Annotated in this window: 11 protein-coding genes and 1 pseudogene; 11 read left to right on the top strand and 1 reads right to left on the bottom strand. The window is 61.8% G+C overall.

The genetic code is table 11. The features are described 5' to 3' along the window. Positions 1 to 122: 122 nt before the first annotated feature. The 3 genes from BUE39_RS05715 to ppnP all read left to right on the top strand — a co-directional run bounded on the left by BUE39_RS05715 (position 123) and on the right by ppnP (position 2662). Positions 123 to 1367, top strand: a complete 1245-nt coding sequence (locus BUE39_RS05715; protein ID WP_073427664.1) for an MFS transporter — start codon at positions 123 to 125, stop codon at positions 1365 to 1367. A gap of 172 nt (positions 1368 to 1539) precedes the next feature. Further along, positions 1540 to 2244, top strand: coding sequence for a hypothetical protein (locus BUE39_RS05710; protein WP_073427663.1), 705 nt, complete (start codon positions 1540 to 1542; stop codon positions 2242 to 2244). A gap of 97 nt (positions 2245 to 2341) precedes the next feature. Then, entirely contained in the window at positions 2342 to 2662 is a 321-nt protein-coding gene (gene ppnP / locus BUE39_RS05705; RefSeq protein ID WP_073427715.1) for a pyrimidine/purine nucleoside phosphorylase, read from the top strand. A gap of 112 nt (positions 2663 to 2774) precedes the next feature. Here ppnP and pdxR read toward each other — a convergent pair. Continuing rightward, positions 2775 to 4323 (bottom strand): annotated as a pseudogene (gene pdxR, locus BUE39_RS05700) (MocR-like pyridoxine biosynthesis transcription factor PdxR). 125 nt (positions 4324 to 4448) lie between these two features. On the opposite strand from pdxR, the gene BUE39_RS05695 reads away from it, so the two are divergent. The 8 genes from BUE39_RS05695 to BUE39_RS05660 all read left to right on the top strand — a co-directional run bounded on the left by BUE39_RS05695 (position 4449) and on the right by BUE39_RS05660 (position 13960). After that, complete coding sequence (locus BUE39_RS05695) at positions 4449 to 5087, top strand: FMN-binding negative transcriptional regulator (RefSeq protein ID WP_073427662.1); 639 nt, start codon at positions 4449 to 4451, stop codon at positions 5085 to 5087. Between the two features lie 495 nt (positions 5088 to 5582). After that, entirely contained in the window at positions 5583 to 6872 is a 1290-nt protein-coding gene (locus BUE39_RS05690; protein ID WP_073427661.1) for a quaternary amine ABC transporter ATP-binding protein, read from the top strand. Continuing rightward, positions 6869 to 7762 carry an ABC transporter permease gene (locus BUE39_RS05685; protein ID WP_073427660.1) on the top strand — a complete coding sequence of 298 codons (894 nt, stop codon included), beginning with the start codon at positions 6869 to 6871 and terminating at the stop codon, positions 7760 to 7762. Before BUE39_RS05690 ends, BUE39_RS05685 begins: the two co-directional genes overlap by 4 nt. Positions 7763 to 7878: 116 nt before the next feature. Then, positions 7879 to 8760, top strand: coding sequence for a glycine betaine ABC transporter substrate-binding protein (locus BUE39_RS05680; RefSeq protein ID WP_073427659.1), 882 nt, complete (start codon positions 7879 to 7881; stop codon positions 8758 to 8760). Between the two features lie 91 nt (positions 8761 to 8851). Beyond that, a complete protein-coding gene (gene glyA, locus BUE39_RS05675; protein WP_073427658.1) occupies positions 8852 to 10147 on the top strand; it encodes a serine hydroxymethyltransferase in 1296 nt (431 codons plus the stop codon). Between the two features lie 78 nt (positions 10148 to 10225). Then, on the top strand, positions 10226 to 11113 hold the full coding sequence (locus tag BUE39_RS05670) for a dihydrodipicolinate synthase family protein (RefSeq protein WP_073427657.1): 888 nt from the start codon (positions 10226 to 10228) through the stop codon (positions 11111 to 11113). Positions 11114 to 11117: 4 nt separating this feature from the next. Continuing rightward, complete coding sequence (locus tag BUE39_RS05665) at positions 11118 to 12449, top strand: NAD(P)/FAD-dependent oxidoreductase (RefSeq protein ID WP_073427656.1); 1332 nt, start codon at positions 11118 to 11120, stop codon at positions 12447 to 12449. A gap of 17 nt (positions 12450 to 12466) precedes the next feature. After that, on the top strand, positions 12467 to 13960 hold the full coding sequence (locus tag BUE39_RS05660; RefSeq protein ID WP_073427655.1) for an aldehyde dehydrogenase: 1494 nt from the start codon (positions 12467 to 12469) through the stop codon (positions 13958 to 13960). Positions 13961 to 13996: the final 36 nt, after the last annotated feature.

Genomic DNA, 13996 nt, shown 5'->3' with positions numbered 1-13996 from the left:
GGCGTGAAACCGGCAGCGATCCCGATCCGGCGTTCGATGTCCGTCGTTCCGTCCGCGGACGGCGACACATTGCCCGACGCCCTGCGTCAGGAGCAGCCAATACAAGAACGTTGGAGACGAACATGACTCATCTTTCCCCTGAAGCCCGGCCGGCACGCGTCGCCGGTGCGCGGCACGGCTGGCTCCTGATGGCCAGTTGCTGGCTCTCTTCGACCGGCGCCGTGCTGATCGCCCCCGTGCTTCCGCAGATGCGGCACGACTATGCGGGCGTCCCGCATGCGGACGTGCTGACGCTGATCGTGCTGGTCATTCCCGCGCTGATGATCGCGTTGTTCAGTCCGCTCGTCGGATCGCTGGTGGACGCGTTCGGACGCAAGCGCCTTTATCTGGCCGCGGTCGCGATCTACGCGGTGGCCGGCGTCCTGCCGTTCTGGCTAACGAGCCTCTACGCGATCGTCGCCGCGCGCGCGGTGATCGGTCTCGCGGAAGCGGCGATCGTCACGATCGCCACCGCGCTCGTCGCCAATTATTTCTCCGGTATGCGGCGACAGAAGTGGCTGACGATGCAGCACGCGTCGGCCTCCGTCGTGGCCGCCTTGATGTTCGCCGTGGGCGGCGGGCTTGGCAGCCTGGCGGCGGGCTGGCGCACGCCGTTCCTGGTCTATGGATGCGCGATCCTGTTCCTTCCGTTTATCGCGGTGATGATCTGGGAACCCGGCGAAAAAACGCACGTCGAGCATGCTCCCGTGCAGAAGTTGCCGTTTCCGTGGCGCGAGATCGGCCTTCTCTGTTTGCTGATTCTTTTCGCGTCGGTCATGTTTTTCGTCGTGCCGGTGCAGATCAGCTTTTTGCTCAGCGAGCGCGGCGTCACGGCACCGGCGATTCTCGGGTTCGGCGGCGCCATCGCCAATGCGGGCATTCCGGTGGGTTCGTTTGCGTTTCACCGGCTCGCCCGCTGGCCTATCAACCGGCTTCTGGTCATCGCCTTCGGGCTGCTCGCGCTGGGTTTTTTTGTCATCGCATCGTGCGCGGGCGCAAACGCGACGGTCGCGGGCGCTTTTCTCGCCGCGGCGGGCGCGGGCATGGCGCTGCCGCTACTCGGCACGTGGACGCTGGCGCGCGTGCCGTTCGCGCAAAGCGGTCGAGCGACCGGCGGGTATATGGGATCGTTTTTCCTCGGCAATTTCCTGAGCCCGCTCATCGTCGAATCAGTCGCCAGGTTCGCCGGCGGACTCATCCAGGCGGTCGCGTGGCTGGCGGTGGCCTGCGCCGGCACGGCGGTCGCGGTCCTGATCCTGACACTGGCGAAACGCGGACCCAGCGGATCGGTGCATGCGGCGCAGGTGAACCGCGTTCCGCTCGGCTGACCGCTTCGATCACACGTCTGCGACTGCGCCGGCAGTCGCCGCGTCGACGTCCTTCGTGCCATGAACAAGGCGACACCGACGCATGGCATGGAGACGGCTCAAGCGAGCCCTTCGACTCGTTACAATAGCCCGTGCAAAAACGCGTTCCCTTCAACCGCATCGTGTGCGACACATGTTGACCTCTTATTTCCGGAGCGGCGACGCCATCCGCAGCCGGCGCGTGAGCGATATCGTGTTAACGGACACGATCGACGTGCCCGCCCCCCCGGCGCGTCTGCTGGCGGATTGGCAAAGAGAGACGTCGACGCACATGCGGTTGGACCCCGGCGACGTCGAGCCCATGCCTTTGGCGCGAGCGCGGATGCGCTGGCCCGACTACGCGCGCTGCGTCGAGGCCATGTCCGACTGGACGTCCGCGCTAGGGCTGCCCGAGGTGCTCGCTTCCAGCGACATCGCCCTCATGGCCTGCCGCGGCGCGCGGTATCACCATGACGCCGCGCAATATGGCGGAGCGGCCTTTTGCAATCTCTTCATGAGCGAGGACAAGGGGCTGGATCTGCATTTTCCCGCGTTGGGCCTGCGCATTCCCCTGACCCGCGGCACGGCCGTGATATTCGACACTGGCCAGCCTCATGGCGTCATTCGGCGCGGCCGCACGAGCTTCGACGCCGCCGACTTCCCGCAGGACCAGGACTGGCTCCAGATATTCCTGACCTGGGAGCTTCCTATCGAAGAGGCTCATGTCGGGCAGGCGCTCAACATTGCATTCGATATCGCCCCTCCTGTTTCGCCGCAACCGGACGAAGAGCAAGTCCGGCTCGATGGCGAACGAGCCGACGTGTGCCCGAATTCCGGTCGCTGGTTCCAGGTGGACTAGACGTCGGGGCTCGCCGACCGTCTGTATGATGGCGGCTTTCGCCGACGCCTGGCACGCGCGGCGCAACGCATTCATCCACACTCAGAGGAAGACCGCCATGACGGCCGCAACGCAATTCGATCAGGTTTCCATCGTCAAACGCGCCAATGTCTACTTCGACGGCAAGTGCGTGTCGCACACCGTTCTGTTCGCCGACGGCACGCGCAAGACGCTCGGCGTTATCTTGCCGGGCGTGCTCAACTTCGGCACCGACGCGCCGGAGATCATGGAGGTGCAGGCGGGCCAATGCCGCATTCGCCTCGAAGGCACCGACGAGTGGCGGACGTATGGCGCGGGCGAGTCATTCTCGGTGCCCGGCAAGAGCCGCTTCGATATCGACGTGATCGAAACCCTCGACTACGTCTGCAGCTATCTGTAGATCGACTGGGCGCATGACGCGCGGCGATGCAGGCGGCTTCATAGGCATGCGCCGGGGCCACGAAAGAAGCCCGCTCCGACCACGCAGCGTGTAAGCCTAATGGCTGCGCTTTCTATCGACTTGGACCACTTCGCGTGGCTGCTTTTCGTAGGGCGGCGTGTTTTCGTTTGAGTGGCTTCGTCACGCCGATAATCACCTCGGCAAGACGTTGCGCGGCCGCCTTCATTTGCGCGTTGCTGAATCCGCCGAATCCAAGCACCAGACCGGGCCGGGCCGTTCCCGGCGCGAACATCGGCGATACGGCCCGCACGGCGACTCCGGCCCGCGCGGCCAGTTCGACCACCTTGCGGTCATCCATGCCTTGCGCCAGCCACAGGACGACATGCATGCCCTGGTCGCCCGGCTCCAGCCATGCCAGATCATTCGGAAGCAGCGCGTTCAGCGTCTCGATCAACTGGGCCCGGTGGTCTGAATAGACGTTGCGAACTCTGCGGATGTGGCGCTCCAGATGGCCCTCGGCCATGAAGGCCGCCAACACATGCTGATCGGCGTTCGGCGGATGACGGTCCATCAGCACACGCGCGCCGCAGAAAGCATCGACCAGATCGTCGGGGACGATCACATAACCCGAGCGCAACGACGGAAACAGGACCTTGCTAAACGTGCCGAGATAAAATCACCCGGTCGGGGTCCAGTCCCTGAAGTGACGGAAACGGATAGCCCTGGTAGCGAAGTTCGCTATCGTAGTCGTCCTCGACGACCCATGCGTGGTTTGCACGCGCCCAGGCCAGCAAGGCGCTGCGCCGAGCCATGCTCATCGGCATGCCCAGCGGATACTGATGCGACGGCGTGACGAATGCGGCCCGCGCGTGAGGCGCCGCCCGTATCCCCGCTTCGACATCGATGCCCTCGGCGTCGACCGGTATGCGAATCATCGCATCGCCATGCCCCGTACTTTCGAGTATCGCGGTAACACCACGGTAGGCCGGGTTCTCCACCCAGACCTGATCGCGCGGACCCAGCAACACCTGGCTCGCGAGAAAAAGTCCCTGCTGCGTACCGCTGGTAACGATGACCTGACCCGGTTCGCAGCGCACGGAACGGGACTTGCGCACGTAGTCGGCAATCGCTTCACGCAGCGGTAAGGCCCCAAGCGGATCGGAGTACCCAGCCGGCGCGCCGGCTCCCCTGGCACGCAGACGGTTGCCGAGCCGGCGCCAGATGTCGGCGGGCGCGGTCGAACCGACAGGTACGGAAATCGCGAACGGCACCGGCGGCAGCGGCCTGAATTCCTGCGCGATCCGCGCAAATGCCGCGGCGGGCTCAGGCAGGCTGGTCCGCGCGACACGCCGGCGGGCCGCACGCGGTTCGATCGCCTGTCGCGGCTCGGCGAGTGCTTGCGCGACGCACGTGCCGGCGCCCCCCTTCGATTCCAGAAAGCCCTCGGCGATCAGTTGCTCGTAAGCCCCGATCACCGTGCCGCGCGAGACTTGCAGCGAAGCCGCCAGCAATCGCGTGGACGGCAACGCATCGCCGGGCTGGATATTCCCCGTGCGCACCGCCTCTCGCAACGCCTGCGCGACCTGACGGCTGAGGCTGCCCGCCGCGCGGTCCAGGGTGCCGATCGACGGAATTTCCGCGGCCCGCGCCGTTCTCGCCATGATTCTGGTCCTATGAAATCGATCTAAACTGGATCTGTAGGATAAACCAGTTTTTCAACATAATGCGTCCACACGGCTTTCGATCCGATCGCCTTCGAACACCTCCGCCAGCTAGTGGAACCGACATGTACATACCCGCCGATTTCAATGAACCTCGCACCGAGATTCTGCACGCGCACATCGCGCAACATCCGTTCGGAACGCTGATTACGCATGGAAACAGTGGGCTCGACGCCAACCATCTTCCATTCGAACTGGCGGCGGCCGAGGGCGAGCTGGGCGTCCTGCGCGCGCACGTCGCGCGGGCCAACCCGGTATGGCAGGACGTCGCGAACGGCGATGAAGTGCTCGTCGTCTTTCGTGCGGGAGACGCTTATATTTCCCCGACCTGGTATCCGAGCAAACACGAGTTTCACCGGCAGGTTCCCACCTGGAATTACGTCGTCGTCCATGCGTATGGACGCATCGCCGTTCACGATGACGAGCAATACGTGCGCGGCGTGGTCGCCCGGCTAACCCGCACGCATGAGGCTTCGCAACCCAAACCCTGGAAGATGGCCGACGCACCGAGGGACTACATCGATACCCTGCTCAAGTCGATCGTCGGCCTGCGGATCGACATCACGCGACTGGTCGGCAAGAGCAAGCTTGCCCAGAACAAGGACGCACGCGATATTCGAGGTGCTGGCGAAGCGCTCAGGGCGCGCGAGAACTTTCAGATCGGCGATGCCATGCTGGCCGAGGCCGCCAGGAAGCCGGAGTAACCCGCTCCGCCGCTGTCGAATTGCCCGGCATAAGCCGGGCAATGGTTTATGGCGAAACCAAACCGCCCTATCTCATCACGCTTTGTTCATGCTTTGCCCTACCTTCGGTTATGCAAAGCAGTCGCCGAACCCCAGGACATTCCCGTACGACAGGGTTCCGCGTTCAATAATGAAAGGCCGGGCCGGCACTCCGCCTTCTGCGCAAACCCTTCAATGAAGCTGCACGGGCCCGCCCCGTCTGAGGCTCCTCTTTCACCAGCACTGCCGGCTCCACTTGCATTACCAAAAGTAGGGAAAAGCCCGCAGAAAATGTAGCTGGATCGATCAAATTGGCTTGAATACGCTGCGATTCATCCATCAAGCAGAGGTGGCAGCGCACGGTCGACATAGTGCTTCTTTTCATTCGACGAATCGTGTTTGCTGTTCGCCCGGCTGCCTTGCAACTTTCATAGGTCGCGGGCTTGATTTCTTGAACTCGCCAGTTGGGAAGACAGAATGAACCCTAACCTGACATTTGCGCCGGGAGATGTGTTGAGCCCGGGCACAATGGAAGCGGAAGACGTTGCAGCGGCTGCCAAACATGTCGCGGTTTCCGGCACCGACATTCTTACGGTTAAAAACCTGTCGAAAATCTTCGGGCCGAAGCCCGAGCGTGCCGCCGATCTAATCAAGCAAGGCCTTGGCCGCAACGAGATTTTCGAGCAAACCGGCAACATGGTCGCTGTCAACGACGTCAGCCTCAGCGTTAAGGCGGGCGAGATTTTTGTCGTCATGGGCCTCTCGGGTTCCGGCAAGTCGACGCTGGTTCGACTGCTCAACCGGCTGATCGAGCCGACGTCGGGCCAGGTCATTCTCGAAGGCCACGACATTGCGCCCATGTCTACGTTGGAATTACGTGATGTGCGCCGCAAGAAGATGGCGATGGTGTTCCAGTCATTCGCGCTTCTGCCGAACCGCACGGTCCTCGACAACATCGCGTACGGGCTGGAAGTGGCCGGCATCAAGAAGGCGCAGCGCTACGAAATCGCCCGTACCGCGCTCACGCGAGTCGGTCTCGGCTCGTACGAAAAACTGCTTCCCAGCGAACTGTCCGGCGGCATGCAGCAGCGGGTAGGCCTCGCACGCGCGCTTGCCGTGAATCCCGCCGTGCTTCTGATGGACGAAGCGTTCTCGGCGCTGGACCCGCTGATCCGCTTCGAAATGCAATGCGAACTTCTACGGCTTCAGAAAGAAGAGCAGCGGACAATCGTCTTCATTTCACACGACATCGAAGAAGCCATCAAGATTGGCGGCCGGATCGGCATCATGAAGGATGGCTGCCTGATCCAGGTCGGCACGCCTGCTGAACTTATCCAGTCGCCCGCGGACGCTTACGTGCGGGACTTCTTCCGCAATGTCGACGTATCCCGCTTCCTCAAGGCCTCCAGCCTGATGACAAAGGTGGACCGGGGTCTCATTTCCTGCGACGTCGGCACATCCTCGGAACGTTACCTCAATCAGCTTATCGATAGCGGCGTCGAATGCGGTTATGTCTGCGACGAATCGGGTCGATACCAGGGCTGCGTCACGCCGGCCTCGTTGCATAAGAGCGGTACGCGCCCCGTGCGCGACGCCTTGCTTCGGGATGTGAATGCGGTTTCGCTGGATGCGGATTTGCATCAACTGGCCGCGATTGCATTGAGCCAGGAGCACGACGTACCCGTCACCGACACGGCCGGAAAGCTCGCGGGCGTGGTGTCCTGCCGGACGATACTCAAGCAGGTTATGGAACGGAGAGCAGCATGAACTCGTCAGTCATCGGGAAATTCGCAGAAGACGGCGTCAATTTTCTCTTTCAGCATTTCCGGGGCGGTTTCGACGCTTTCTCCGCCTCATTGGGCGCGGTCATCAAGCTATTGCAGGACGGACTGGCCGCGATTCCCTTCGTTGCGATGCTGGTCATTCTCGTGGCCTTTGCGTTGTGGCGACGCGGTGTGGTTTTTTCGGTCTTCGTCGGCCTTGCGCTTCTCGCGATTCATTACATGGGTCTGTGGGCTCAAACCGTCTCGACCTTGGCACTCGTCATCGCAGCGACCTTCTTCAGCCTGGTAGTGGGCGTGCCACTCGGCATCTGGGGAGCGCGCAACAAACGGGTGGAAATGATCTTGCGCTCGCTGCTCGACTTCATGCAGACGATGCCCGCCTTCGTCTATCTGATCCCGGCGGTCATCCTGTTTGGCTTGGGACGCGTGCCGGCGGTGATCGCCACCATCGTGTTTGCCATGCCGCCAGTTGTGCGGCTCACGACCCTGGGTATCCGGCAGGTGCGCGAGGAACTGCTGGAGGCGGGCCGCGCCTTCGGCAGTACGGACATGCAGCTTCTCTGGAAAATCCAGTTGCCGAATGCACTGCCTTCAATCATGGCCGGCGTGAATCAGACCATCATGATGGCGCTTTCGATGGTCGTGGTGGCGTCGATGATTGGCGCCGGCGGGCTGGGCGAATACGTGCTGAGTGGTATTCAGCGTCTCGACATCGGGATCGGCTTCGAAGGCGGACTCGGCGTCGTATTGCTCGCCATCGTACTCGACCGCTTGACGGAGAGCTTTGGCGTGAAGGCGAAGAAGAAAGTCAAACGAGTCACGCCCGGCACGGGAGCGGCAAAGGCCGGCACACATGCCGCGGCGCGCACTTGACCGGCAGCATCGCATCGCGCATGCGATGCGATCGCCAGCGAGTTTGGAGACCCGACACGCTATTGCAGCAGCAGTCGAATTTTCAAGAAGATTTCATCATCTCGTAGGAGTAGCGCATGAACAGCAATGTATTGAAGTCGCTCGTTATGAAACTGGCGGTGTCGGCGGTCGTTGCCCTGGCTGCCGGTGCGGGGCCGGCAGTCGCGGCCGAACCGCTGAAGATGGCGGTTACGAACTGGGCGGATGTACTGGCCGTCGCCAATGTCGCCAAGTACGCTCTGGAGACGAACCTCAAGCAGCCGGTGCAGTTTGTTCAGGCCGATATCGGCATTCAGTACCAGGGCGTCGCCCGCGGCGACCTCGACATCATGGTGGGTGGCTGGCTGCCGGTGACGCACGCAGCGTATTACACAAAGTACAAGAACGATATGGACGACGTCGGCATCATCTATACCGGCGGCAAGAACGGTTGGGCGGTGCCGGCATACATTCCCGAGGCCCAGCTCTCGTCGATTGCCGACCTGGAGAAAGCCGACGTCAAGAGCAAGCTGAATGGCACCGTGCAGGGTATCGAGCCCGGCGGCGGCCTGATGCAGGCGTCCGAGAAAACCATCAAGGCCTATGACCTGAATGGCTACAACCTGCAATCGTCGAGCGAAGCAGGCATGCTCGCAGGCGTGCAGCGAGCTTACCAGTCGAAGCAATGGATCGTCGCCACGGTCTGGAGCCCTCATTGGCTGTTCCAGAAATGGCAGATGCGTTATCTCAAGGACCCCAAGGGTACGCTGGGTGGCGAGGAGCAGGTTCACGCCTTCGCATCCAAACAGTTCGCAAGCAAGTTTCCGCGGGCGGACGTCTTCTTCAAGCATTTCAAGCTGACTCTCGCTGACGTCGAGGCCATCGAGTTCGAGGGCAACGCCACGAACGACTATGCGACGGCGGCGAAGAAATTCGTCGACGCGCATCCGGAGAAGTTGAAGGCCTGGTTGCAGCAATAGATCACGTTGTTCTCGCCGTGAGCGGAAGGGTTCATTGCCGCTCGCGGCGTGGCATGACTTGTCTTACACGATTTAATTCCGGAGTGACCACGTGAACGAGAACTCACGCTTTTTTGCTGAAACTCTCCAGAGCCGTGACCCCGTCATCGCATCGGAGATTGCGTTGGAGTTGCGTCGCCAGCAAACCCAGATCGAATTGATTGCTTCCGAGAACATTGTCTCGGCTGCGGTAATGGAAGCGCAAGGCACCGTGCTGACCAACAAATACGCGGAAGGGTATCCGTCAAAGCGGTATTACGGCGGTTGCGAGCACGTGGACAGGATCGAGGCGCTCGCCATTGACCGCGTGAAAGCGCTGTTCGATGCCGAATACGCGAACGTGCAACCCCATTCGGGCGCCCAGGCAAACGGCGCAGTGATGCTCGCGCTGGCCAAACCGGGCGACACGGTGATGGGCATGTCGCTCGACGCCGGCGGACATCTGACGCACGGCGCGCGTCCCGCGCTTTCCGGCAAATGGTTCAACGCGGTCCAGTACGGCGTGAATCCCGAAACGTATCGCATCGACTACGAGCAGGTCCATCGGCTTGCCGACGAGCATCGCCCCAAGCTCATCATCGCAGGTTATTCGGCCTACCCGCGCGCGCTGGATTTTGCCGCGTTCCGTGAAATCGCCGATAGCGTGGGCGCATTGTTGATGGTCGACATGGCGCACATTGCCGGGGTCGTCGCGGCAGGCAGGCACGAGAACCCGGTTCGATTCGCCGACGTGGTGACATCCACGACGCACAAGACGCTTCGCGGGCCGCGCGGCGGCTTCATCCTCACGAATAACGGCGACATAGCCAAGAAAATCAACTCGGCTGTATTCCCCGGTCTCCAGGGCGGCCCGCTCATGCACGTCATAGCGGGCAAAGCGGTCGCATTCGGTGAAGCGCTTCGTCCGGATTTCACGGCGTATATCGACCAGGTGCTGCGTAACGCCCAGGCGCTCGGCAACGTCCTGACGTCGGGCGGCCTGAGTCTCGTCACTGGCGGAACCGACAACCATCTGTTGCTGGTCGATTTGCGCGGCAAGCGGCTCACCGGCACCCAGGCTGAAAAGGCGCTGGAACGTGCGGGCATCACCTGCAACAAGAATGGGATTCCGTTCGATACACAAAGCCCGACTGTCACCTCGGGAATCCGCCTCGGCACGCCCGCTGCAACAACCCGAGGCTTCGGCACCGATCAGTTCGAGCAGGTCGGCCAGATGATTCTGGAAGTGCTGTCGGCGCTCGAACGCGAGCCCGACGGAGATGATCAGGTCGAACGCGCGATCCGCAGCCGCGTACGAGATCTGTGCAACCAGTTTCCGATTTACTCGCATGCCGAGGCACTTGTGTAGCCGGCCCACGATACGCCTGCGATTCTTGCCGGCTATCCGGGCAGCGCTTTGCATCTTTTATTCAAGAGAGAATTCAAAATGAGCTTCGAGGGCGTACATACACCGCTAGTCACACCGTTCAAGGCGGACGGCGAGATCGACCATGATCTACTCGGCAAACATGCCGCCAATCTCGCAGGCCGGGTTTCGGGCCTTGGAGTCGGCGGGACCACGGGCGAGTACTACGCGTTGAGTTTCGAAGAACGGGTTCGGACCTTCAACACCGTGGCGCAAGCGGCAGGCGGCAAGACGTATCTGACCGCCGGCATCAATGCGACCACGACGAAGGAAGTCATTCGCCTGGGTCAGGAAGCCAGGCGGGCCGGCCTGTCCGCGTTGCTGCTTGCCGCTCCGTACTATGCGCAGCCGACGCAGGAAGAACTGCTGAACCACATGTTGAAGGTGGACGACAGTCTCGACATGCCGATCATGCTGTACAACTTTCCGGCGCGCACCGGGACCGAAATCAGCAACGGCGTTCTGGCAACGCTGCTCGAACGGCCAAACTTCATCGCGATGAAGGAAAGCACCGGCGACATCTCGCGTCTGCATCACCTTGCCACGCATTTCCGCGACAAGCTGGTACTGAGCTGCGGCATGGACGATCAGGCGCTCGAGTTCTTCGCATGGGGAGCGAGGAGCTGGGTCGGGGGTGCTTCCAACTTCCTGCCCGAAGCGCATACCGCGCTCTTCGACGCATGCGTCGAGCAAGCTGACTTCGTAACGGGCCGCAAGCTGATGGCGCAACTGCTGCCCGTACTCGAATTGCTGGAGCGCAGCGGCAAATTCATTCAATACGTTCGCTACGGCTGTGAACTCGCCGGCACGCCAGTCGGTATCGCGCGCGCGCCGCTCGGCACGCTCACTGAAGAAGAGCGCGGCGATTTTGCGAAGCTCGTTCAACCCATGTTGCGCAACGCGCAGTAAACGCATGGCCTCGAAACTGGAATTCGTGCGGTTCCCGGCGCCAGATGGCGTGAACGGCTGGTGGGAAAGTCTGCCGCCGCCCTCCCCCGCCAATACGGTGTCTTCCGGGCATCGATATGACTGGGTCGTCGTCGGCGGCGGTATTACGGGGCTGTGCGCCGCGCGGCGTCTGGCGGAGCTTGCGCCTGACGCCACGATAGCGCTGGTCGAAGCGGACCGCATCGGGCGCACCACGGCGGGACGAAATTCCGGGTTCTTCATCGATTTGCCACACGACATCAGCAGTGAAAGCTATTCGCGCAGTGTGGAAACCGATAAGGCCGATGTCCGGTTTCAACGTCACGGCATTGACTATGTGCGCTCGACGGTCAAGCAATACAACATCGATTGCGACTGGCGGGACGACGGCAAGTTTCATGCGTCGGTGAACAGGAAAGGCCACGCCGCACTGACCCACTTTGCAGAAGGACTTGCTCGCATCGACGAAGCCTTTCAATGGCTGGACGAGACCGCCATCGCTAAAGTGACCGGCACGAACTTTTATCAGGGCGCGCTCTTTACGCCGGGTTGCAGCACGGTTCAGCCGGCAGCGCTCATGCGCGGTCTCGCGGCAACGTTGCCGGAGAACGCGAAGGTCTTCGAGCTGAGCGCGGTCAAGGGCATCGAAGACCAGGGGCTATCGAAAGTACTGCGCTTCGACAGCGGCAAGATCGTCGCGAGGCGCGTGATTCTATGCACCAACGCGTATGCGGCGACCTTCGGCGGGCATCCGAACGGTCTGCTGCCTGTTTATACGTTTGCGTCCATGACACGGGTAATGAACCCGGAAGAAGTCGGGCGACTCGGCGGCACGCGGTCATGGGCACTGATTCCCGCCGACCCGATGGGCTCGACCGTTCGCCGTCTGATTACGGACCGTATCTGCGTTCGCAACCACTTCGCCTTTCGACCTGGCCTGGAACTTTCGCAGGCTGACCTGGCGAAGGCGAAGACCATGCATCAACGGTCGTTCGACCGGCGCTTTCCGATGCTGAAAAACGTCGAACTGGAATACACATGGGGCGGTCCGTTGTGTCTGTCCGCGAACAACGGCGCGCTGTTCGGATGCAGGGACGATGGCGTCTTCCAGGCGATCGGATGCAATGGCCTCGGTCTGAGCAGAGGGTCGGCATCCGGGAAACTCATCGCCGAATACGCACTCGGCCAATCCAATGAACTCGTTCGCCAGCTTTTGAACCAGCCGCATCCGCGCTCGCTGCCGGTCCGCCCGATCGCGGACGTCGCGGTGTCAGCGGCTATCTGGATGAAGGAATTTTCGGCGGGAGCCGAGCTTTAAATTTGCGAGGACAGAACATGACGACTTATCAGGAATGGCTGCAGAAAGCTGAAACCCTCTCAGTCGATGGCAGAGCGTTTATCGCCGGGCAACGGTGTCCGGCGGCGGCGAACGAAACGTTCCAGACACTCAATCCTTCGACAGGAAAAGTACTGGCCGATATTGCAAAGTGCGATATGAAGGACGTCGACCGGGCGGTGGCGGCGGCAAGGAATGCGTTCGTGTCCGGCGTGTGGTCGAAGGCCGCGCCTGCCCAACGAAAGTCGGTGCTTCTGCGGCTCGCGCAACTCATCGAGGAAAACGCCGAGGAACTGGCGCTGCTCGAAGCACTCGAAGCGGGCAAGCCGATCAGCGAGTGCATGGCACTGGACATCCCCGAATCGGCGGCCTGTATCCGCTGGCACGCGGAAGTCACCGACAAGCGGTACGACGCGCTGTCGCCGTCTGGCGCGAGCGTCGTGAGCATGATTACGCGCGAGCCGATTGGTATCGTGGGCGCAGTTCTGCCGTGGAACTTCCCGGCGCTCATGCTTGCCTGGAAAATCGGCCCGGCGCTCTCCGTCGGCAACAGCGTCATTGTGAAACCCGCCGAGCAGACATCGCTTTCCACACTGCGCATCGCCGACCTGGCAAGGGAAGCCGGCGTGCCCGAAGGTGTCTTCAGCGTCGTCACCGGCTTTGGCGAAAGCGCGGGCCAGGCCTTGGGCCGCCATGCCGACGTCGACCTGATTGCTTTCACGGGCTCGACGGAAACCGGCAAGCGGTTCCTCCATTATTCGGCGGACACGAACCTGAAGCGAGTCGTGCTGGAATGTGGCGGCAAGAACCCTCAAGTCGTTCTGCCCGACGTCGCGAACCTGGATGCCGTCGCGGAGCAGGCAGTCGCTGCCGCGTTCTGGAACATGGGCGAGAACTGCAGCGCGGGCTCCCGTATTCTGGTTCCTTCGACAACAAAAACCGAGTTGCTCGACAAGGTCCTGGCCGTTCTGGCGGGATGGAAGACGGGCGACCCGCTCGACCCCGAGGTCAAGCTTGGTTCCCTGATCGAAGAGAAGCACTGTCAAAAAGTACTCGCCCACATCGAGAAAGCGAAAGCGGAAGGCGCGCACCTCGTGTGCGGCGGCAAAGCCACGCTGACTGAGACCGGCGGGTGGTTCGTCGAGCCGACCATCTTCGACCGTGTCACGCCAGAGATGAGCATCGCCCGCGAGGAAGTCTTTGGCCCCGTCGTCTGCTTCATCGAATACGCCGACATCGACGAGGCTGTCCGGATCGCCAACGACACCTGCTATGGACTCGCCGCATCGCTATGGACCGACAACGTCAACAACGCTCACAAGATTGCCGCCCGCATCAGGGCGGGTACGGTCACGGTGAACTGTTTCGGCGAGGGCGACCTGTCCACGCCATTCGGTGGATTCAAGCAATCGGGCTTCGGCGGCCGTGATAAATCGGTCTACGCGCACGATCAGTATTGCGAGCTGAAAACCACCTGGCTGAAGCTGGACTAAAGCAATTCGACTCGATCGGGAGCCCCGGCCTGTGAC

Source organism: Paraburkholderia terricola, assembly GCF_900142195.1.
Lineage (GTDB): Bacteria > Pseudomonadota > Gammaproteobacteria > Burkholderiales > Burkholderiaceae > Paraburkholderia > Paraburkholderia terricola.
This window is presented reverse-complemented; position numbering and strand designations above follow the sequence as displayed.